Source organism: Pullulanibacillus pueri (genome assembly GCF_014639255.1).
Taxonomy (GTDB): domain Bacteria; phylum Bacillota; class Bacilli; order Bacillales; family Sporolactobacillaceae; genus Pullulanibacillus; species Pullulanibacillus pueri.
In genome coordinates, this window is record NZ_BMFV01000002.1 from 25,456 (window position 1) to 44,498 (window position 19,043).

Sequence of the window (19,043 nt, forward strand, 5' to 3'; positions counted from 1 at the left end):
CTTATCAAGAACCACCGAATAGTCCTCTGTTCTTACGTCTATTATATGCCATTACTATTCTTAACCTCAACCTTTTAAACAGCATCATAATAATAGCCTTCACAGCTTACAACTGCAGGACCTGTCATCAAGACATGGTTTGTCGCATCATCCCAAGTAATGACCAAATCACCACCAGCAAGATGAATGGTAATGGCCTCACCCTTCTTGGCTTGCTCAGTCAAGACAGCGGCAACTGCAGCCGCACAAGCACCTGTGCCACAAGCTTGAGTAATACCTGAGCCTCTTTCCCATACACGATATTGAAACTCTTGGTTTGTTATTTTTTCAACAAAACCAACATTGACTCCCTCTGGAAAGTAAGGATGACCGTCCGCAAGCAATGGGCCAAGTTGTTGAATCGGAGATGAAAAAATATCATCTACAAAAAAGATACCGTGAGGATTTCCCATAGAAACACCCGTTACCCTATATTCCTCGCCTTCTAAGCTTATCGTCTCATTGATAACAGGCTGATCTTGTAGGTCCCCCGCCATTGGAATGGTGCCTCTTTCCAAGCGAGGGACTCCCATGTCAATGGTCACTTGCGATACAGCCCCTGCTTCTACAATTTCCGCCTTAACATTTCCACCTAATGTTTCAATCGTAAATGTCTTTGAAGTGACTAACCCATTGTCATAAGCATATTTGGCTACACATCGAAGGCCATTTCCGCAATTTTTAGCCTCTGAGCCATCCTTATTAAAAACGCGCATTCTAATATCAGCAACTGCGGATGGCAGAATAAGAATCATACCGTCTGAGCCAATCCCTGTATTCTGATTAGAAAGCCGAATCGCTAACTCATTAAGCGCGGGAAGCGCCATCTCCTCACTCACGAGATCCAAATAAATGTAATTATTCCCTAATCCGTGCATCTTTGTGAATTTTATTTTTTGGTCCATCTATACTGTCACCTCAAATTAACCTATCGTCTTGTCCGCCTTACAATTAAAGGAGTCACTGTGTATTTCCTTCACTAAAATAGACCATCGGTTTCTCCGGAAGGCGAAACACGTCGTTTGCCCTATAAGGAGCGTAACGGTTGGTCGGACCAAATATAATCGTCATCCATGTTAACAATGACAAGTTTTTCATGACAGCATGGCATTACCGCATGGGTCTTAAAACCCTCCTGAGCAAGTCTGATGTTTTCTTTCTTTAGAGATAAAAGGACAGAACGTTCTCCACAGAAAGGACATTCCTCTACATAAAGATCATCCATCACCCATTCGAAGGGCCAAGAATGCGAAAACTCGTACATGATCATCCTCCATATTTTTTAATGGCTTTTCAAAAGGATACTTAAAACACCGCTCATTCCACGCGGTGTTATAGATAATCGCTTTTGTAATGTTATCTTTTTATATAATTAAAACATTGGATTTTCCTCTAAAAATTGATACACATTCTTTACGAGCTCCTCTGCTGTTTCTCCCGTCACAAACTCCCCATTAACGAGAGCATAAGGTCCCTCATAGCAAAGATCGCAATAATCGAGACAAGTATACTCTATCACATCGAGATTGGCATCTTCTTCTAGAATGGCAAACGCCTTTTGTGAGTCAGCAGCTAGGTTGCTCATACAAAACTCAATAATTGGATTCATAAGACTCACCTCTTATCAAGTCTATAGTACTCACATCCTATGAGCTCGTCAACTTTTGTGACTTTGTGACATTAATAGGTATTCTCTAAAATAGTCACATTTTATCATTATTATTCTGCTTTAGCGACACCCTGCTCCGATAAAAATTGAAAAATGGTTTTTAGCCGTGGATCCCCTTCAGCAATAACTTGCCCGGAAGCAACTACTAAAGGATAAAAATATTCATCTTTTAATATTTTTTCAGTAAAATAATGATCCTCTTCAGTTAGAGGGTGATAGATATCGACATACTGAACCTCAATAGGCGCATTTGGAAACTTACGCTTAATGGCCGCATCTAACCATTCCATGGTCTCTATAGATGAAGGTGAGTGTATACAACTTGGACAAGGTACATCGGCACCATAAACGGTTAATCGCATCTTTATCTCCCCTTTTATTTCCATAATACGTTTTAATACTCATAAAGTACGACCCTTATCTAAAAGGACGCTACGTTTCACACAATCATGAATTTTCTGAGTTGAAGGATACTGCGACGTAACGGATTGGTGGATTTCCGCTCCAGGGCGCTCGCTTTCCATGGGCACGGCCTCAGCTAACTTGGGAATGGATGATTTATGTTCTCAAGTCTTTAAGCCACAAAGCCCCTCTTCCTGCGTCTACGAGTATTGCTCCGTCGTCAGCTTCCTCGGAACAACTCGAAGTGTATTTGTGAAGTAACGCTCGTTGCTGTTCCCGTAGGACTCTAGTTTAGGCATCCGTGAGTCAGCGACGCTGAGGAACACACAATGTTTAAGTGTTTCGAATCTCGCGCCTTACGCTCCAATTCACTTGCGTGCTGCGATGCTTTTTGTTAGTTAACTGCCTCTTTTGTGAATCCAACGCTTCTTATGTGCAGGTGCAGTACTCATTTGTTAAAATGATAAGCGGTTGGCTTATTGTTATACACCAAACTAGCGGACTGGATTTCCAGAGCGCAGATTAAGACACCCAACCACTTTCTCATGTGATGTCGCAGTCTAAATCAATAACAACACATGCTGCGAATCGCGTCTAAATAAAAATGAAAATCTTTATCAATTAGGAGTTGCTCATTTTTCTATTTCATTTTACAATAGAAGGGTGACATAATAAAATCACTATATCACGTTTAGTATGAAGAATCAGCAATATAGATTTTTTTTCTATAACCTTTTATAATGAAAGTTGAAAGGGGTCGTCTTTAATGGAACAACAAGTACAAGAAGTCCTCGAAAAGCTTCGTCCGTTTCTACTCAGAGATGGCGGAGATGTAGAGCTTGTTAATGTAGATGATGAAGGGGTCGTTCGTGTCCGTTTGATGGGTGCTTGCGGAAGCTGCCCAAGTTCAACGATCACTTTAAAAGCAGGGATTGAACGTGCCCTACTTGAAGAAGTCCCAGGATTCACTGAACTTGAACAAGTCTTTTAAAAGACTGTTGTAAAAACCGCTTAGCCTTATGGGTTAAGCGGTTTTTACTTTTACCTAGAGGTTTCAATAGGTGTGATCGGCTTTTCCCCCGCTAAAGTCCGCATCAAATTTTTACAACAAAGGGAAATCATCTGTTTTCTTGTTTCGACACTGGCACTCCCAATGTGAGGGAGAGCAACCACTTGTTCCAATGTTAACAAGGGATGCTCCTTAGGGATCGGTTCCTGTGAAAACACATCAAGTCCCGCACCGGCAATCTCTCCCTCCAAAAGCGCTTGATACAAAGCGTCCTCGTCAACGGTTGCCCCTCTTCCTGCATTAATAAAAAGGGCTGTCTTTTTCATTTTAGTAAAGGCGTTTTGATTAAATAGCCCTTTTGTTGTTTCAGTATATGGAATTAAATTCACTACAAAATCAGCGGTTTCTAACAAAGACTCAAATCCGCAAAAACGAGCCCCTAACTCGGACTCAGCTTCAACATTTCTCCGGCGATTATGGTAGATAACATTCATAGCAAATCCTTGAGCTCGACGGGCAACGGCAGTCCCAATTCTCCCCATTCCAACAATCCCTATTGTCTTATGATGGATATCGGCTCCTGCCATTAAAAACGGTCCCCATTCTTGCCATTTCCCTTGTTTTAAATAATCATTCGCCTCTATAAGTCGGCGACCACTAGCCATTAAGAGTGCAAAAACAAGATCCGCTGTTGTCTCCGTTAACACGTCTGGGGTATTACAGGGGATCACATGATGTAATCGGCATGCTTCTAAATCAATATTATCATAGCCCACTGCTAAATTAGCGACACACTTCAATTGGGGGGCCTGAGCGAGCAGTGTTTCATCCACTCGATCGGAAAGCATGGTCAATAAGCCATGAGATGTTTGCACTTCTTGTAGTAATACCTCTCTGGGTACGGGCTTATATTCTTCTGACCACATTTTTACTTCTGCCACTTGTTGTAACGGTTTTATGCATTTTTCTGGAAGTCTTCGTGTAATAAATACTTTTGGTATGGCCATGGGTTCCTCCATTCGTTGGCTTTAACTCAACCACTGGATTTTAGGCAGTGTCTTCATATACACCTCAGAAAATTGCGATAGGATCTCTTCCTCTAACGCCGCATTAGCTGACAACTTCTGCACTTGATCTAAAGAAACCCGTGCTAAAGTTTTATCCTGGACGAACACTTGATCTACAAAGTCAAAAAAGGTCACAGGAAAGAGGAGGCGACTATATATGAGACCATAGTCAGAGGATTGAAGCGAATGGACCTCGTTATAATCGTTGATGAAAGCTGTCACTTCTTTAAAATCAGCATTCCCTTCATGTATTTGGGAACGCATCCACTCAGCAATATCACGCCCCGGGTGATCGATCACCCATTCCGGACTATAGGCTAGTTTTTCTAACCGAGCATCTAATCTATGGTGACAAATGGTCGGAGGTGACCCTATCCAAAAATCCATCATAAAATCAGTCATATATTGAATCGCGTTCTCTGCCCTTCCTATAAAATAGGGATACACAGAAAGAAAACGCCGTTCAAACTCAGTGTGCGTTTCTTTTTGCAAGGTGTCAAGATAATATTGTTTGACCTGATCCGTACGGGCAATCCAAAATTCAGCCCAACGATAGTAAGGGGTAAGTTCAGCTCTCTTAAAAGAAAAGGCCTGCGCATTTCTATGAAAGTGTGCGAGCACTCTACCTGATTCGCCACTCTTTTTTTCTGCTTTAACAAAAAAGGCGACAATTCCCCGTCCTTGCTCTTCATCCCCTTCCGTCACCCACTCACCATTTTTATTTTTTATAGGGATAGGGACATCAAGAGCTTCACTCTCCATAAGCCATTGACACATTTGGGCTAATTCTTCTATATCTTGATGCATGATATTTTCTAAAGGAATGAGGATAATATACCCTCCATCCACAGCAAACCATTGCTTTCCGTCCTGCTCACCAATAAAATGGGCTGAAATCCGGTAGTCTTGACTCACTCGATTCATTTTTTCAACTCCACTCCGTTTGCCTATTGTATTTTATAGTATGACAAAGAACGAAGGACCATGAATCTCTGCATAAACCACAGAAAACACGCGCAACATAAAATGAGGATGGTGATTTTTAATGGCGGATATTATAGAAACAACCGCACTCCAATGGCTAAAGGAAAGAGGCGTTGAACTCAAGGCTATTTCAGAGCTTGTTTACTTTTTACAAAAAGACTATCATGAGAATCTGACTCATGATGAATGCTTAGAGAATGTTAAAGCGGTCTTAACTAAGCGAGAGGTTCAAAATGCAATTCTTACCGGTATCCAATTAGATCGCTTAACAGAAAAAGGACTCATTGAAGAGCCCCTTTTAGACATGCTAAAACGTGATGAAGGATTGTACGGTGTCGATGAAATTATTGCCTTCTCTGTAGTCAATGTCTATGGATCCATTGGTTTTACCAATTATGGTTATGTCGACAAACTTAAACCAGGGATCCTTAAACGCCTGAACGATAAAAGTACGGGTGAATGTCATACCTTTCTTGATGACATTGTTGGAGCGATAGCCGCCGCTGCTTCTAGTCGATTAGCACATAGTGCAGGGAGTCAAAAATAAACCTCGTCTATAACTCCCAATCTTGAAGAGAGTGGACTGTATAGGTAGGCTGTTCTTCAAATGAGAGCAAATCACGCTCTTGAGTTACTCCAGTGTAGACAAGTAAGGTATCAACATGCGCATGAATGCCAGCAAGAATATCGGTATAATAGTTGTCACCAACCATGATCACATCTTTACGATCGAGTTCAATCCGTTGTAGCGCCTGCTCAACAATTTCTCCACTGGGCTTCCCAATAATAATAGGTTTGACCCCTGTAGAGGTTTCTACCACTGCACTCCAGGCCCCATTGCCTGGCATTAAGCCACGCTCCGTTGGCAAAGAAACATCAGGGTTCGTCGAAATAAAAGTCGCTCCGGATCGAACAGCTAATGTTGCTTTTGCCAATTTCTCATAATTAATCTGTCTGTCCAAGCCAATAACAACGACTTCAGGATGATCTTCATCATAACGCAACTCCGCTTCTTTAATGGCTGAAGCTAAGCCCACTTCACCCGTGAAATAAACAGACTTTCCTGGGAGATGTGTTTGAATATACCCTACCGTTGCCATGCTTGTCGTTAAGACATCCTCAGGACTCGCCTCAATGCCAAAACTACATAATGTTTGGGCAACCTGCTCTTTTGTCTTCGTTGAGTTATTGGTGACAAAAAGGTATTTAAGGCCAGCCTTTTTTAAACGTTTTATAAAGTCAACAGCCTCTTCAATCACTTGCGTCCCTCTGTACATCGTCCCATCTAAATCAATAAGATAACCCTTGTAGTGTTTCATTATTACTATATCCTCCTGCCTACGACTATGATCCTTAAATATTCTCTTCGATTGTTGTGTCAATTAAAAGACTCAATAAAACACATCGATTAAAAGAAAAAACCGCCAGATTCGACGGTAACCTTCTCATAAATTTCATCATTAATACCATTAATCCGTTTCGTTTTCAGGTTTAAAAGCAGAAACCGGCCCAAGTTCTTGTTGCAAAAATTGCCGGACTTGATGAGGGAAATGCGACCAGGCCTCTAAGTGGGTCTCCATTAACGTCAAGAGAGCGGCTATATCCACCTGATCATAGTATTGCACCAAACCTTTTCGCTGTTGCACGAGTAATTTAAAAGCCTCATGATTACCCTTAGGCACAACCTTTTCATCAACGAGGATATCCACAATATCCTCATAACTTCCAGGATCTCTCATAATAAAACCATCAATCACTTGATTCCCAATATCTAAAAATGATTCTATCGTCACATGGATGAGTCGTTCCAATGCTAATTGCTCCAGCTTCGAATCCCATGATTTCTTTGTCTTCAAAAGTTCAAACTGCTCTGTCATGTAGGTTAAAATACTTTCAATTCTTTGCCTGTCCACAAAATACAACGTCATGCATCCCCTTAACTTAATCTCATATTCATGTGTCTTTTGGACAATATAAACCTGTACCCCAATAAAAGAGGTGGGTGAAAAGAGTGAAAAAGGAAAAAGAAGAAAAAAAATATACAGATTTCGCCAATGTTGAAGATCAGAGAAAACTCCTTGCTACGGAAGAATTCCCTGAAGGGTCCTTTGGAACCCCTAGAAATAGTGACACACCCGTAGAGAATAAGGAGACGCCTTGGGAAGAAGGGCAACAATTCACCTCCGGCTTTACCTATGAAAACCGTACACTTCACCAAGGTCTCCCACGCCAATTTCCTGGAGCCCATCCTCCTCATGACAATCCTGACGATGACAAAGAACCCCCTTACGAAGACTATAATGCCTAATGTAGTTAAACTAATCCACGGCCCCCGCGTCTCATGGGGGCTCTTCTCATCTTCACAAAGCCTCAAGCTGTCGCCGCGTCATTTTTTAAATTCCCTTTATGTATAGTCTCTCTTATACAGAAGTCCTTATTTTTTTTAAAACAAAATAGGCACAACCGAAATTACAGTATTCAATAATATAATCTGTAAGCGTACTGATTTTCGTATCAAAGGTTGCCTTTTGATTACGGTCATCATAAAAGCCACGAAGTCTAAGCTGTTCATATCCCCAATCGCCTACGATATAATCGTATTTGCTAAGAATTTCACTGTATCTCTTCATAAAGGCTTCTTCATTCCAACCTTGTTGATAATCCTCTATAAGCTCATATTCAACATCATTTATTTTGATAGGCCTCTTATATTCAAGCATTAGACTTCCCTCCATCGCCATCATACCATAAGAAACAAACAACTCACAACATTAGTATCCATCACTTTCCAAGCAATTTCTTATATAAATGAGACATCCTATACCTAAGAGCATACGAGGAGGACTTTTTATGAAAAAATTGTTAATCACCGCTTTAATGACAGTTTTAACAGTCGCCGGATGTGGACTTGATACTCATAATAACCATAATTCTTCTGGTCTAAAACGCATGCAAGACCCCACAGAGGATGTCACCTATAAAGGCCCTTCACAAAATATTAAAAGTCATGAGGAATCTGATGCCGCTGATGGACAGTTTGGCTTTGTTCATTATTCTCGAAAACAAGGAGATGAACACGCCTTAACCGCTCAGCACATGCCAAAAATGGATTATAAGGCGACCGCAGATATTATTACACGACAAGAGCTATCCCTTCCTGATATTTATGATGCAGCAACCTTGGTGACGGATGAGTACGTCCTAATCGGCTATAAAACCACTAATGAAAATCGAGATGAATCAGCCTCTCAAGTCCGCCAAGCAGCATTAGCGGTCATCCCTAATTATTATAAAGTGGTGATTTCAGATGCTGACTATGCTTCATCTGACATTGCACGTTATAAAGATTTTAACTCTAAAACAACGGGAGTTCAAAGTTGGCTGCAAAACATGATTGATGAAATGCAGAAGTCACCACAAGGTTATGCCAATAAAAAAGATACGAATATGAATGTGAAAGATGAAAAGGAACAAAGTAGAACCGAAGGCAATGATAAATACAAGAATGAGGAGACATCAAACGAAGGCTAAAATTTTTAAAAATGGAGTGGATCGGATGTGCAGTATCCGGTCCCTTCCTCATTAAGGGGGTGAAACATTTGCAGAAGTTCATCTTTGTTATATTAATTCTCGCTGTGCTTTTATTTGGGCACTCCCCTTCAACCACATTGGCAAAAGAAGATGCGGCCCAAAAAAGAAAAGCGCTCTACTTAAAAACAGCAGCCATTACGCATATTCCATGGTATTATTTAGCTGCCATTGATCAATACGAGCGAAATGTGAGGTTTTCACGAAGCACTTTACCTGATCCCAAGGGCTTACAAGGAATATATGTTGAGCCCAGGCGCTGGGTCGGGGCCCTCAATCCCAATTCAAAAACATCCAATCCGACGCTTATTACTCTTTTCAATGGTTTTGGAAAGGATGGAGATGGAGACGGAAAGGCGGATCAAGATAATCCCGAAGACGTCCTCTATGCAATGGCCGCTTATCTGATGCCATACGGTGTGACAGAGGATGACCTTAAAATTGCATTGTGGAATTATTATCACCAAGATAAATCTGTGGCTATCATTTTAGAGTTTGCGCATATGTTTAAACATTTTAATACGACCGATCTCAGCGGACATGCCTTTCCCATTCCAAGAAACTATCGGACAGATTATCAAGCAACATGGGGTGACCGTAGAGGTTGGGGGGGCATTCGGATTCATGAAGGCACAGACCTTTTTGCTCATTATGGGACACCTGTCCGAGCGACTTCCTACGGTGTAGTCGAGTTGATCGGTTGGAACGAATATGGCGGCTGGCGAATTGGTATCCGAGATCCGCAAAACATATATCACTATTACGCCCATCTTAACGGCTATGCAAAAGGAATTAAAAAGGATACCATTGTAAGACCCGGTCAAATCATTGGTTATGTTGGGAGTTCGGGTTATGGTCCAAAAGGGACACAAGGTAAATTCCCACCACACCTTCACTACGGGATGTATAAATACAATGGCATCACTGAATATTCCTTTGATCCTTATCCTCATCTTAGAGCCTGGCAGCGTCAACGTTAATAGTTTAATGGCACCCTTCTACAAGTGTAGAGAGTGCCTTTTTCTGTATTTATTGCTCAGAATTTGATTCTGTACTCGTGGTTGCTTTATCAGCAGACGTTGCTTGAGAATCTGGGTCACTTTCAGCTCCCGTGCTCGAATTTGTTGGATCGGAAGTCCCTTTCTTCTTCTCAAACTCTGATTGATTCAATATTTTGTCAGGAAGAGCGATGGATGCATTATCTTTTCCTGTTGAATAATAATTGGGCACCTTACCATTAATGTATTGGGCTGTTATTGGAATCGTATTATGGACCTTAATTTGTTTTGTTTGGAAGGGTAATACAATTTGCACTTCAACAATGACATCAAGATAGATTTGAATATAAGCACTATTAATATTCACTTCTGTCACTTGATTTTTAATATCGGGCTTCACATTACTGGTGACAGCTAATTTGACTGGAATGGTCGGTCCAAGATTAGAGAACATCACATTTTTCGTCGCCTGCCCAAGAGGAACCTTAGCAATGACACCTTTCTCTCCACCTTCAATTTTTGTGTCATTAAAATCAGTATTGACTGGATTAATGGTCCCTTCCTCCACAGCCCTCAAATACTGTTGAATGCGCTGAGTGACTTCAGAAAAGATCCGTGTCACAGCTGCCATATTATAATTGACATTAGTAATATAATGATCATCGTCCAATGTCAATTGAATCAGTTGCTTACTTCCCTCTTCTGATTGGTACTTTTCCATTTCGTTGGTTGTTTGTTTGCCAACCCCATAATTAACAGCATACGTGGCAATTTGTTTTGTTTTCGCCTTTCCAATCTCTACAAGGACAGGGGAAACATTCTCATTAATAATCCATAAACACAATAAAGTAAAAAGGATAAAAAAGACGACCGCGGTAACGAAAACATGACGTAAGGGAACCATTCTTTGTTGACGAATACGTTTCTTCATAACACCCCTCAGTTCCTGCATATGACCTGAAGTTCATTCCCTTTAAGAAGGAGTTACTACCTACCCATTCTCTTTAGCCAGTAGGAACTGCTTCTAAGGCATGTATATGCTATTTAAGGGATAAGTTATGACAGCATAAGAAAAAGCTCCTCTGGGAGGAGCTGAATGTTTTATTTATATTTAGTCCACCATCTTGAGTAATGCCTCGCGCCCGATCATTCCTTTAGTGATCCCATATTTTTCAGCTTCGAGTGTCACCGATTCAAGTGGAGCGTCTAATAACTGATCAATGGTCCTTACACCAACCGCTTTTCCTGCAATAATGCCACGATCAGCGAGTTTTTCATTAAAGAAAGCAACATCAAGAGCACCACACATGATATACCCTTTGTCATTATAAACTGCCATAAGATTCGTCTTTGGCAATTTCACACTGACAGCAGTAAACGGATGTCCCTCAATAAACATTGGATTTAATTCAACCATTAGAAAACCACTCCTTCGTCAATAGCTTATGGGAATCAGTCACTATTTGTGCTTGGATACGGTTTTCTACTTTATTTTGGAAAAAACCATTGCTGCAGGGGAGAGCTTAGAATATTTCACCCGGTGGACTTTGACTATAATCTTCCTGATCAGTGGATCCTCGTTCAGCTACCGTTCGATAGACAGCAATCTCATCAGATAATGGATAGTATGTATCCTGAATCCATAAGCATAACTCTCCCGGATGATCAGGATCCTCTACGATTGTTGCCTCCTGGACATTTGCGATACTGTCACTAAGTGGATGATGATATTTCACATAGACAGCTTCTCCAGCTTGAAAGTGTGTCTCATTCATATTTACCAGCCAACCTCCTTGTAGTGGTCTTACACACATTATGTCTCATGACACTGTAAAATATGAGTAAGGGGCTGGTAAAGTCCTTCAGCTATAATTCTAGAGGCTCTTGATCAAGATTGAAGATATAATGGCTTCTGCTTTCCTTAGCCTTGATGAAGGACAGAGGGACAGCAATCGGACGAAAGGATATGTATGAAAGTATCTCATTGCTAGAAATATACTGAACTTCAAGGATGTCTCCATCGGGGTCATCGACACGAAGGGCCCCACCAACTACCTCCGCATAAAAATATAATTGTAAATAATGACCCCAATCCTCCTTATGAAACTCAGTGATAAAAGCAAGATCCTTTACGCTTACCTCTAGCCCCGTTTCTTCTTTTGCCTCTCTACGTGCAGTCTCTTTTAACGTTTCGCCTAACTCATGACCACCTTTAGGAAGCCCCCAACGTTTTCTATCTCTTACAATCAGAAGCTTGTCTTGCTTTTGTATAATCACACCCGCTGCTAATTTTACATTACAGTTTTCCATCCATCCTTCCTCCTCCTTAGCATGCATCAGTTTAATTATTTTAGTTACTTGTCCGTTTCATTTTTTCTTGTCAGAGCATCTACTATTGTAAAAGGAGGTGAATTCATATGAGTAATCACAACGACCCTTCTTGTAACAACTGTCAAAATCACTGTCCTGAAAATGAAACAATTTATTGTGACCCTCAAACCATTGTTCATGACACTTATATCCCGCGAGTGGTCACCTACGTTCATCCCATTGTACACGTTAACCGTCAGAATATAGTAGATGTGCCTCGCCATGTCTACCCACAATCTTATGAAACAGTTGTCGCCGATACCGACAACGCAGGCACTGGTAACACAGGTGCTGGCGGTCCTGGAGCGGGCGGTTTTGGTGGCGGTGCCGGAGGATTCGGTGGTGGCGCTGGCTTCGGTAACGCGGGTTGGTTCTGGTAAAAAGCTATATTTCTCTAGTAGTAGAGTGTCATCTCTTCTGATGGCACTCTCTACGCCCCCTGCTTCTCCTTCCCTTATAATTCCCTGTTACTAACACTATCCTATGACAGAATCCTATCATCTGCAATGGTCAAAGGCCTAAAATCACTTGGATAAGAGCACTCATAAAGAAAAGCTCACGAAATTTGGCGTTATCTTATTTATCATGACTAAAAAGTGCTGTTTTCAGGAAACTGGACCAAGTATATAAAAGGGGGACATCCGTTGAATCTCCATAAAGAACATATTGCGATTAACTTTGCGCAAATTTCACCTGATAAAGACATTCAGAGGTTTATGCTTCAAGGATCCGACCATTAAAGAAAAACGTTCTTTAGCTAAGGCCAAGGGAAGATCACCCTTTTAAGTGAATTTCAATCTCATAATTTCCATATCAATGACTCACAGTTTTTTTGGCACAGCCCTAATTCTGCGTAAGCATAGGGCTATTTTCTTTTGATAATTAGAGAAAAACGAGAGCACTGTCTCCTTTTTAGCTAGAAACCTCTTACAATGTATTATTCACGCATTGATTATTAACATGTCTTAAACAAAAAAAGCCCTCAGCCGTTAGGGCTGAGGACCTTTATTCATTTAATTGTAATGTCAATAGTTTTAATTAACCGATAGACCCTTCCATTTCGAACTTGATTAAACGGTTCATTTCGACCGCATATTCCATTGGAAGTTCTTTTGTAAATGGCTCAATGAAGCCCATAACGATCATTTCAGTGGCTTCTTGCTCAGAAACGCCACGGCTCATGAGGTAGAACAATTGCTCTTCGGACACTTTGGATACTTTCGCTTCGTGTTCAAGAGAAATATTTTCATTATTAATTTCATTGTATGGAATCGTATCGGAAGTCGATTCATTATCCATAATCAACGTATCACACTCAACGTTTGAACGTGAGTTAGAGGCTTTACGTCCAAAGTGAACTTTACCAAGATAGGTGACCTTACCGCCACCACGTGAAATCGATTTTGACACGATTGTGGATGAGGTATTTGGCGCAAGGTGTTCCATTTTAGCCCCAGCATGTTGGTGCTGACCTTTCCCTGCAATCGCGATAGACAACGTATTTCCACGAGCGCCTTCGCCTTTAAGCAAGATGGAAGGATATTTCATCGTCAGTTTTGAACCGATATTTCCATCAATCCATTCCATCGTTGCATTTTCTTCAGCAACCGCACGTTTCGTTACAAGATTGTATACGTTATTTGCCCAGTTTTGGATGGTTGTGTAACGGCAATAAGCATCTTTCTTAACAATGATTTCAACAACAGCACTGTGTAGTGAGTTTGTCGTATAAACAGGCGCTGTACAGCCTTCAACATAATGGACAGAAGCCCCTTCATCAACAACGATGAGTGTTCTTTCAAATTGTCCCATATTCTCCGAGTTAATCCGGAAATAAGCTTGAAGTGGTGTTTCACACTTTATACCTTTTGGAACGTAAATGAAGGAACCACCAGACCAAACCGCTGAGTTCAAGGCAGCGAATTTATTATCAGAGTAAGGAATCACTTTACCAAAGTATTCCTTAAAGAGATCTTCATTTTCACGAAGGGCAGAATCAGTATCTTTAAAGACAATCCCCATCTCTTCAAGGTCTTTCTTCATACTATGATAAACAACCTCAGATTCATATTGAGCCGAAACCCCTGCTAAATATTTTTGCTCAGCTTCTGGAATACCGAGTTTATCAAAGGTACGCTTAATTTCTTCAGGGACTTCATCCCAAGTACGCCCTGATTTCTCAGATGGCTTAACATAATAGGTAATGTCATCAAAGTTAAGATCATCTAAATTACCGCCCCATTGTGGCATTGGACGTTTGTAAAAATGTTCAAGTGCCTTTAAACGATAGTCAAGCATCCACTGAGGTTCGTTTTTTCTTCTTGAAATATCTTCAACGACTTCTTTCGTTAATCCACGTTCCGCACGATAAACAGAAACGTCTTTGTCATGAAAACCATATTTGTAATCACCGATTTCCGGCATTTGCTTTGCCACGAGAAATCCCCTCCTTTAGGTATGGGTGATGATTGTAAGATTAAAAATGAGCACATTCTCATTATTTCTTAGTTTAACACATGTTCATCTATACTTCTTAGATTTCTTATTGATTTCCCTTAATTCCCTTTTCCATTGCCTTCCAAGCAAGAGTAGCACATTTGATGCGCGCTGGAAATTTAGAGACACCCTGTAAGGCTTGAATATCACCAAAATCAAGGTCTTCTTCTTCGTAATCATTGCCTTGAATCATTTCTGAAAAGAGCTCTGACATATGCAAAGCTTTATCCACCGACAACCCTTTGACAGCTTCAGTCATCATTGATGCCGAAGACAAACTAATCGAACACCCTTCACCCGTAAACTTAGCATCGACAATTTTATTATCTTCTACTTGTAAATGCAATTGTATACGGTCACCACAAGTGGGGTTATTCATGTCTATGGTTAATTTATCTTCCACATCCAGTTGACCCTTATTGCGAGGGTTTTTATAATGATCCATAATCACTTGCCGATAAAGCTGATCTAAGTTATTAAAGGACATCACTAAAATACTCCTTCGTTTTCTTTAATCCCTCAACAAGTGCGTCTATCTCGTCAGTTGTATTGTATAAATAAAAGCTTGCTCGAGCGGTAGAGGATACTCCCAACCATTTCATTAACGGTTGAGCACAGTGATGTCCCGCCCTAACCGCAATACCTTCAGCATCAAGGACAGTCGCGACATCATGTGGATGAACGTCACCTAAATTAAACGTGACTAACCCCACGCGATCACGGGGTCCATAAATTTGGATGCCTTCAATGGTTTCGAGCCTTTCTAAAGCATAGGTCGCAAGTGCCGTTTCATGTTGATGAATCGCATCGAGACCAATGTCTTGTAAAAAGTCAATAGCTGCCGCAAGTCCAACCGATTCAGCGATAGGCATGGTCCCTGCTTCGAACTTCCATGGAAGTTCTTTCCATGTCGAATCATAGTAATCGACAAAATCAATCATTTCCCCACCAGTTTCAAGAGGCTCCATATTCTCTAACAAGCTCTGTTTTCCATAAAGAACCCCGATTCCCGTAGGTCCTGACATCTTATGACCAGAGAAAGCAAAAAAGTCTGCGTTTAGGTCCTGAACATCCACTTTCATGTGGGGAGTACTTTGCGCGCCATCCACAACAATAATAGCGCCATTATCATGTGCAATATCGGCTATTTCTTTTACGGGATTGATCGTCCCAAGAACATTGGATACATGGGCGATGGCCACAATCTTCGTTCGATCCGTCACTGTTTCTCGAACAGCTTCTAACTGTATGGTTCCGTCTTCTTGTAAAGGAATATACTTTAAGGTAGCACCTGTAGCCTTTGCCGCTTGCTGCCACGGGATTAAGTTCGCATGGTGCTCCATTGGGGTAATGACAATCTCATCGCCTTCAGTAAGTTTTGCACGGGCATAACTATGTGCGACTAGATTGAGTGCAGCTGTCGTTCCCCGCGTATAAATAATCTCTTTACTGCTTTTCGCACCGATAAACGCACGGATTTTTTCCCGAGCACCTTCAAAGGCATCTGTTGCTCTTGTACCAAGGGTATGAACACCACGATGAATGTTTGAATTATATTCTCTATAATAGCGATCCATCGCCTCAATGACCGCAATCGGCTTCTGAGACGTGGCCGCACTATCTAAATAAACAAGCGGATGACCATTAACCTCTTGATCAAGTATCGGAAACTGACTGCGAATCGCTGAGATGCTCATTACTTAACTTTCCCTTCGATAACCTCAACCAATTGTTGCTTGACACCTTCAACTGGAAGCTGTGAGACAACTGGCTCTAAGAAACCATGAATGACAAGGCGTTCTGCTTCATGCTCAGAAATCCCGCGGCTCATGAGATAATAAAGTTGTACAGGATCAATGCGCCCAACCGAAGCGGCGTGTCCTGCAACAACATCATCTTCATCGATGAGTAGAATAGGGTTAGCATCGCCACGAGCGTCTGAACTCAACATGAGCACACGTTGGGTTTGTTCACCATCAGACTTGGAAGCCCCATGTTCAATCTTGGTTACACCATTAAAAATTGCACTCGCACCTTCACGTTGAACACCATGAATGAGCATATCACTCTCAGTATATTTGCCAAAGTGCTTAATGTGGTTGGTAAAGTTTTGCTTTTGCTCACCATTACCGATACTTACAGCCTTAGTATTGGTTACCGCACCTTCACCAACGAGCGCCGTGTACGTTTCAGAAAGCGTATTGCCATCATTCATTTGGCCTAGTGCCCATTCCAATTGGCCATGGCGTCCAACATAACCCCGACGATTGACATAAGCCGTCACATCTTTTGCAAGGTTATCAACAGCACCAAATTGAACTTTCGCATTATCACCAACATAAATTTCAGCAATAATATTTGCCACTGCTCGACCATCTTTTTTATCAGAAAGGAAGTTTTCAACGTAAGTGACCGAGCTCCCCTGATCAGCAACAATAATGGTATGACTGATTAAGCCAGCATTAGGGTTCTCCTGCCAGGATAATGCTTGTAATGGGACGTCAACTTCAACATTTTTAGGTACGTAAAGGAACACGCCACTATTCACAAGGGCTGCATGTAATGCCGTTAAACGATCGGTATCATAGTCCGCCGCTTCTGTGAAATAATACTTTTTCACTAAATCGCCATGTTCTCTCAACGCTGTTTCTAGGTCTGTGAAAATAACACCCTTATTCTTTAAGTCCTCAGAAAGCTGAGTATAAGCATTCTTACCGTTTTGCAAGACGAGTAAGTTTCCAGATTGTTCACCTTGACCCACTAAACGACTTACATGTTGTGGCAAATCTTCTGGTGACGTTATCGGAGTATAATCAACTTCATGTTCAAATTCAGTAAAATTCCAGCCAACAATCCGCGTTTTTTCAGGTTGTGGCATAGGTAACGATTCTGAAAGTTCAAGACCTTTTTTCCTTAAATCAGTAAACCATTCAGGCTCATTACGACGTTTGGAAAATTCTGCGATGTAGTTGGCATCGTAATTTGCCCCTTGTATTTCCGTTGCCATAGTTATCCCTCCTTACGCTTCTTGATTGACCGTTTCGTCTTCAATACCCAATTCTTTTTTAAGTCCATCGTAACCTTCAGCCTCAAGTCTTTCTGCAAGCTCAGGACCGCCTGATTTGACAATACGTCCTTGCATCATAACATGGACTTTATCAGGTTTAATGTAATTTAACATTCTTTGATAGTGGGTAATGATTAAGCAGCCAAAATGAGGTGATCGCATTTCATTAACACCCTTAGCTACGACTTTCAAAGCGTCAATATCAAGACCAGAATCAATCTCATCTAATACAGCGAGTTTTGGTTCTAACATCATCAATTGAAGAATTTCATTCCGCTTTTTCTCACCGCCAGAAAAACCTTCATTAAGATAGCGTTGAGCAAATTCTTCACCCATATCTAAAGTTTCCATTTTTTTATCAAGTGTTTTAATAAACTTCATCAATGGAATTTCGTCGCCTTCTTCACGGCGAGCATTAATCGCTGTACGTAAGAAATCGGCATTCGTTACCCCACTGATTTCACTTGGATATTGCATCGCTAAAAATAGACCTGCACGCGCTCTTTCATCAACTTCCATTTCTAAGAGGTCTTGTCCTTCAAAGAGCACTGTTCCCTCTGTGATTTCGTACTTAGGATGCCCCATAAGAGCAGAAGCGAGTGTGGATTTCCCCGTACCGTTTGGTCCCATGACCGCGTGGATTTCACCGCCATTTATTTCGAGGTTGAAACCTTTTACGATTTCTTTACCTTCAATTGCAACGTGAAGATTCTCAATCTTAAGAGTCGGTGTAGACATGCTATAACCTCCATTTTTCATATGTTCTCTAGTGTATCGTTTATCTTGAAGACAATTCTCAGTCTAGTATCATTCTAATCTAATACTAACTTCAAATCAAGCCAGAACCTTTCTCGATTTCAATCGCTGTTTCCTGTTCACTAATAGAAAAACCAGTCCTCAAATAAGGAACTGGTTTTCAAAAATTAAAAACTCCTATGACGGCTGTTAACGATTGGCTTCATTTGCGATTGCTGTACTTATTTGATAACTCTTTTCACGTGACTCTTCCACTTTGATCCGCAAGTCAAGATTCTGTTGATATTCAGCATAACTCATGCCATGACTTTGTTGCAATGCCTTTTCCATTTCATGGGTATGTTGCATTCGGATCATCCTATGGTTATAGATAAGTACCATCCCTTTCATATTTATCACATTAGAAAGGATACCACGTGGCAGATTGTTTAACAATTCGCATAAAGACTTATAAAAACCAAAATACAGCCATAAATGTTCCTTGAGTTTTCATACTGTTATTAGATAAGAAATACCGCCAACTTGCTCTCATTTAACCACTTATGCTCATTAAAGGATTAAAGTGTCCTCGTTTTGCCTAACTACTAAATCTAGTTTC

25 protein-coding genes are annotated in these 19,043 nt (G+C 41.0%); 6 read left to right on the forward strand and 19 right to left on the reverse strand.

Going from position 1 to position 19,043, the window contains the following annotated elements:
* Positions 1–74 precede the first annotated feature (74 nt).
* The 4 genes from dapF to IEV91_RS01995 form a co-directional block, all read right to left on the reverse strand.
* Positions 75–944: a diaminopimelate epimerase gene (gene dapF, locus IEV91_RS01980; protein ID WP_188495561.1), complete on the reverse strand. Its 870-nt coding sequence runs from the start codon at positions 942–944 to the stop codon at positions 75–77.
* 122 nt (positions 945–1,066) lie between these two features.
* Positions 1,067–1,303 carry a hypothetical protein gene (locus IEV91_RS01985; protein ID WP_188495562.1) on the reverse strand — a complete coding sequence of 79 codons (237 nt, stop codon included), beginning with the start codon at positions 1,301–1,303 and terminating at the stop codon, positions 1,067–1,069.
* A gap of 108 nt (positions 1,304–1,411) precedes the next feature.
* A complete protein-coding gene (locus tag IEV91_RS01990) occupies positions 1,412–1,648 on the reverse strand; it encodes a YuzB family protein (RefSeq protein WP_188495563.1) in 237 nt (78 codons plus the stop codon).
* A 110-nt stretch (positions 1,649–1,758) separates the two neighbouring features.
* Positions 1,759–2,070 (reverse strand): DUF1462 family protein, encoded by a 312-nt coding sequence (locus IEV91_RS01995; protein ID WP_229745361.1) that lies wholly within the window; start codon positions 2,068–2,070, stop codon positions 1,759–1,761.
* Between the two features lie 806 nt (positions 2,071–2,876).
* On the opposite strand from IEV91_RS01995, the gene IEV91_RS02000 reads away from it, so the two are divergent.
* Positions 2,877–3,101: a NifU family protein gene (locus IEV91_RS02000; protein WP_188495566.1), complete on the forward strand. Its 225-nt coding sequence runs from the start codon at positions 2,877–2,879 to the stop codon at positions 3,099–3,101.
* 50 nt (positions 3,102–3,151) lie between these two features.
* On the opposite strand, the gene IEV91_RS02005 is transcribed toward IEV91_RS02000, so the two are convergent.
* Together IEV91_RS02005 and IEV91_RS02010 are read right to left on the reverse strand one after the other, a co-directional pair.
* Entirely contained in the window at positions 3,152–4,126 is a 975-nt protein-coding gene (locus IEV91_RS02005; RefSeq protein ID WP_188495567.1) for a 2-hydroxyacid dehydrogenase, read from the reverse strand.
* 21 nt (positions 4,127–4,147) lie between these two features.
* Positions 4,148–5,110: a YutH/CotS family kinase-like spore coat protein gene (locus IEV91_RS02010; protein WP_188495568.1), complete on the reverse strand. Its 963-nt coding sequence runs from the start codon at positions 5,108–5,110 to the stop codon at positions 4,148–4,150.
* 121 nt (positions 5,111–5,231) lie between these two features.
* On the opposite strand from IEV91_RS02010, the gene IEV91_RS02015 reads away from it, so the two are divergent.
* Positions 5,232–5,717 (forward strand): phosphatidylglycerophosphatase A family protein, encoded by a 486-nt coding sequence (locus IEV91_RS02015; protein ID WP_188495569.1) that lies wholly within the window; start codon positions 5,232–5,234, stop codon positions 5,715–5,717.
* Between the two features lie 7 nt (positions 5,718–5,724).
* Here IEV91_RS02015 and nucF read toward each other — a convergent pair whose 3' ends face one another.
* Positions 5,725–6,489: a 5' nucleotidase NucF gene (gene nucF, locus IEV91_RS02020; RefSeq protein WP_188495570.1), complete on the reverse strand. Its 765-nt coding sequence runs from the start codon at positions 6,487–6,489 to the stop codon at positions 5,725–5,727.
* A 150-nt stretch (positions 6,490–6,639) separates the two neighbouring features.
* Positions 6,640–7,092, reverse strand: coding sequence for a DUF86 domain-containing protein (locus tag IEV91_RS02025; protein WP_188495909.1), 453 nt, complete (start codon positions 7,090–7,092; stop codon positions 6,640–6,642).
* Between the two features lie 80 nt (positions 7,093–7,172).
* On the opposite strand from IEV91_RS02025, the gene IEV91_RS02030 reads away from it, so the two are divergent.
* On the forward strand, positions 7,173–7,478 hold the full coding sequence (locus IEV91_RS02030) for a cytosolic protein (protein ID WP_188495571.1): 306 nt from the start codon (positions 7,173–7,175) through the stop codon (positions 7,476–7,478).
* Positions 7,479–7,590: 112 nt separating this feature from the next.
* On the opposite strand, the gene IEV91_RS02035 is transcribed toward IEV91_RS02030, so the two are convergent.
* Positions 7,591–7,890: a YutD family protein gene (locus tag IEV91_RS02035; protein ID WP_188495572.1), complete on the reverse strand. Its 300-nt coding sequence runs from the start codon at positions 7,888–7,890 to the stop codon at positions 7,591–7,593.
* 130 nt (positions 7,891–8,020) lie between these two features.
* Between IEV91_RS02035 and IEV91_RS02040 the strand changes: the two genes are divergently transcribed.
* The gene (locus IEV91_RS02040) at positions 8,021–8,701 is read left to right on the forward strand and encodes a YhcN/YlaJ family sporulation lipoprotein (protein ID WP_188495574.1); all 681 of its coding nucleotides are present in this window, start codon (positions 8,021–8,023) and stop codon (positions 8,699–8,701) included.
* 68 nt (positions 8,702–8,769) lie between these two features.
* Positions 8,770–9,738 (forward strand): M23 family metallopeptidase, encoded by a 969-nt coding sequence (locus IEV91_RS02045; RefSeq protein ID WP_373284387.1) that lies wholly within the window; start codon positions 8,770–8,772, stop codon positions 9,736–9,738.
* A 49-nt stretch (positions 9,739–9,787) separates the two neighbouring features.
* Here the strand turns inward: IEV91_RS02045 and yunB are convergent, their stop codons facing one another.
* From yunB to IEV91_RS02065, 4 genes are all read right to left on the reverse strand, one after another.
* Positions 9,788–10,687, reverse strand: a complete 900-nt coding sequence (gene yunB / locus IEV91_RS02050; protein WP_188495577.1) for a sporulation protein YunB — start codon at positions 10,685–10,687, stop codon at positions 9,788–9,790.
* Between the two features lie 180 nt (positions 10,688–10,867).
* Positions 10,868–11,173 (reverse strand): YunC family protein, encoded by a 306-nt coding sequence (locus IEV91_RS02055; protein ID WP_188495579.1) that lies wholly within the window; start codon positions 11,171–11,173, stop codon positions 10,868–10,870.
* A gap of 106 nt (positions 11,174–11,279) precedes the next feature.
* Positions 11,280–11,531, reverse strand: a complete 252-nt coding sequence (locus tag IEV91_RS02060; protein WP_188495581.1) for a transcriptional regulator SplA domain-containing protein — start codon at positions 11,529–11,531, stop codon at positions 11,280–11,282.
* Between the two features lie 91 nt (positions 11,532–11,622).
* Positions 11,623–12,066, reverse strand: coding sequence for an NUDIX domain-containing protein (locus IEV91_RS02065; protein WP_188495583.1), 444 nt, complete (start codon positions 12,064–12,066; stop codon positions 11,623–11,625).
* A gap of 107 nt (positions 12,067–12,173) precedes the next feature.
* On the opposite strand from IEV91_RS02065, the gene IEV91_RS21590 reads away from it, so the two are divergent.
* On the forward strand, positions 12,174–12,506 hold the full coding sequence (locus IEV91_RS21590; RefSeq protein WP_229745362.1) for a hypothetical protein: 333 nt from the start codon (positions 12,174–12,176) through the stop codon (positions 12,504–12,506).
* Between the two features lie 658 nt (positions 12,507–13,164).
* Here the strand turns inward: IEV91_RS21590 and sufB are convergent.
* The 6 genes from sufB to IEV91_RS02100 form a co-directional block, all read right to left on the reverse strand.
* Positions 13,165–14,562: a Fe-S cluster assembly protein SufB gene (sufB, locus tag IEV91_RS02075; protein ID WP_188495585.1), complete on the reverse strand. Its 1,398-nt coding sequence runs from the start codon at positions 14,560–14,562 to the stop codon at positions 13,165–13,167.
* A gap of 106 nt (positions 14,563–14,668) precedes the next feature.
* Positions 14,669–15,109: a Fe-S cluster assembly sulfur transfer protein SufU gene (sufU, locus tag IEV91_RS02080; RefSeq protein WP_188495587.1), complete on the reverse strand. Its 441-nt coding sequence runs from the start codon at positions 15,107–15,109 to the stop codon at positions 14,669–14,671.
* The gene (locus tag IEV91_RS02085; protein ID WP_188495589.1) at positions 15,099–16,319 is read right to left on the reverse strand and encodes a cysteine desulfurase; all 1,221 of its coding nucleotides are present in this window, start codon (positions 16,317–16,319) and stop codon (positions 15,099–15,101) included. Before IEV91_RS02085 ends, sufU begins: the two co-directional genes overlap by 11 nt.
* Positions 16,319–17,629 carry a Fe-S cluster assembly protein SufD gene (sufD, locus tag IEV91_RS02090; RefSeq protein WP_188495591.1) on the reverse strand — a complete coding sequence of 437 codons (1,311 nt, stop codon included), beginning with the start codon at positions 17,627–17,629 and terminating at the stop codon, positions 16,319–16,321. The genes IEV91_RS02085 and sufD overlap by 1 nt, the downstream gene beginning before the upstream one ends.
* 12 nt (positions 17,630–17,641) lie before the next feature.
* Positions 17,642–18,427: a Fe-S cluster assembly ATPase SufC gene (gene sufC, locus IEV91_RS02095; RefSeq protein ID WP_188495593.1), complete on the reverse strand. Its 786-nt coding sequence runs from the start codon at positions 18,425–18,427 to the stop codon at positions 17,642–17,644.
* A gap of 207 nt (positions 18,428–18,634) precedes the next feature.
* Positions 18,635–18,793 carry a YuzK family famiily protein gene (locus IEV91_RS02100; RefSeq protein WP_188495925.1) on the reverse strand — a complete coding sequence of 53 codons (159 nt, stop codon included), beginning with the start codon at positions 18,791–18,793 and terminating at the stop codon, positions 18,635–18,637.
* Between the last annotated feature and the right edge of the window lie 250 nt (positions 18,794–19,043).

What these genes read in the sequence shown, in the direction of transcription:
- IEV91_RS02100 (WP_188495925.1), bottom strand. Translation starts at nt 18,793, where the DNA reads ATGCAACATACCCATGAAATGGAAAAGGCATTGCAACAAAGTCATGGC.
- IEV91_RS02060 (WP_188495581.1), bottom strand. Translation starts at nt 11,531, where the DNA reads ATGAATGAGACACACTTTCAAGCTGGAGAAGCTGTCTATGTGAAATAT.
- IEV91_RS02005 (WP_188495567.1), bottom strand. Translation starts at nt 4,126, where the DNA reads ATGGCCATACCAAAAGTATTTATTACACGAAGACTTCCAGAAAAATGC.
- nucF (WP_188495570.1), bottom strand. Translation starts at nt 6,489, where the DNA reads ATGAAACACTACAAGGGTTATCTTATTGATTTAGATGGGACGATGTAC.
- sufU (WP_188495587.1), bottom strand. Translation starts at nt 15,109, where the DNA reads ATGTCCTTTAATAACTTAGATCAGCTTTATCGGCAAGTGATTATGGAT.
- sufC (WP_188495593.1), bottom strand. Translation starts at nt 18,427, where the DNA reads ATGTCTACACCGACTCTTAAGATTGAGAATCTTCACGTTGCAATTGAA.
- IEV91_RS02055 (WP_188495579.1), bottom strand. Translation starts at nt 11,173, where the DNA reads ATGGTTGAATTAAATCCAATGTTTATTGAGGGACATCCGTTTACTGCT.
- IEV91_RS02035 (WP_188495572.1), bottom strand. Translation starts at nt 7,890, where the DNA reads ATGCTTGAATATAAGAGGCCTATCAAAATAAATGATGTTGAATATGAG.
- IEV91_RS02000 (WP_188495566.1), top strand. Translation starts at nt 2,877, where the DNA reads ATGGAACAACAAGTACAAGAAGTCCTCGAAAAGCTTCGTCCGTTTCTA.
- IEV91_RS02015 (WP_188495569.1), top strand. Translation starts at nt 5,232, where the DNA reads ATGGCGGATATTATAGAAACAACCGCACTCCAATGGCTAAAGGAAAGA.
- IEV91_RS02065 (WP_188495583.1), bottom strand. Translation starts at nt 12,066, where the DNA reads ATGGAAAACTGTAATGTAAAATTAGCAGCGGGTGTGATTATACAAAAG.
- IEV91_RS01985 (WP_188495562.1), bottom strand. Translation starts at nt 1,303, where the DNA reads ATGTACGAGTTTTCGCATTCTTGGCCCTTCGAATGGGTGATGGATGAT.
- IEV91_RS02085 (WP_188495589.1), bottom strand. Translation starts at nt 16,319, where the DNA reads ATGAGCATCTCAGCGATTCGCAGTCAGTTTCCGATACTTGATCAAGAG.
- yunB (WP_188495577.1), bottom strand. Translation starts at nt 10,687, where the DNA reads ATGAAGAAACGTATTCGTCAACAAAGAATGGTTCCCTTACGTCATGTT.
- IEV91_RS21590 (WP_229745362.1), top strand. Translation starts at nt 12,174, where the DNA reads ATGAGTAATCACAACGACCCTTCTTGTAACAACTGTCAAAATCACTGT.
- IEV91_RS02010 (WP_188495568.1), bottom strand. Translation starts at nt 5,110, where the DNA reads ATGAATCGAGTGAGTCAAGACTACCGGATTTCAGCCCATTTTATTGGT.
- IEV91_RS01990 (WP_188495563.1), bottom strand. Translation starts at nt 1,648, where the DNA reads ATGAATCCAATTATTGAGTTTTGTATGAGCAACCTAGCTGCTGACTCA.
- IEV91_RS01995 (WP_229745361.1), bottom strand. Translation starts at nt 2,070, where the DNA reads ATGCGATTAACCGTTTATGGTGCCGATGTACCTTGTCCAAGTTGTATA.
- dapF (WP_188495561.1), bottom strand. Translation starts at nt 944, where the DNA reads ATGGACCAAAAAATAAAATTCACAAAGATGCACGGATTAGGGAATAAT.
- IEV91_RS02040 (WP_188495574.1), top strand. Translation starts at nt 8,021, where the DNA reads ATGAAAAAATTGTTAATCACCGCTTTAATGACAGTTTTAACAGTCGCC.
- sufD (WP_188495591.1), bottom strand. Translation starts at nt 17,629, where the DNA reads ATGGCAACGGAAATACAAGGGGCAAATTACGATGCCAACTACATCGCA.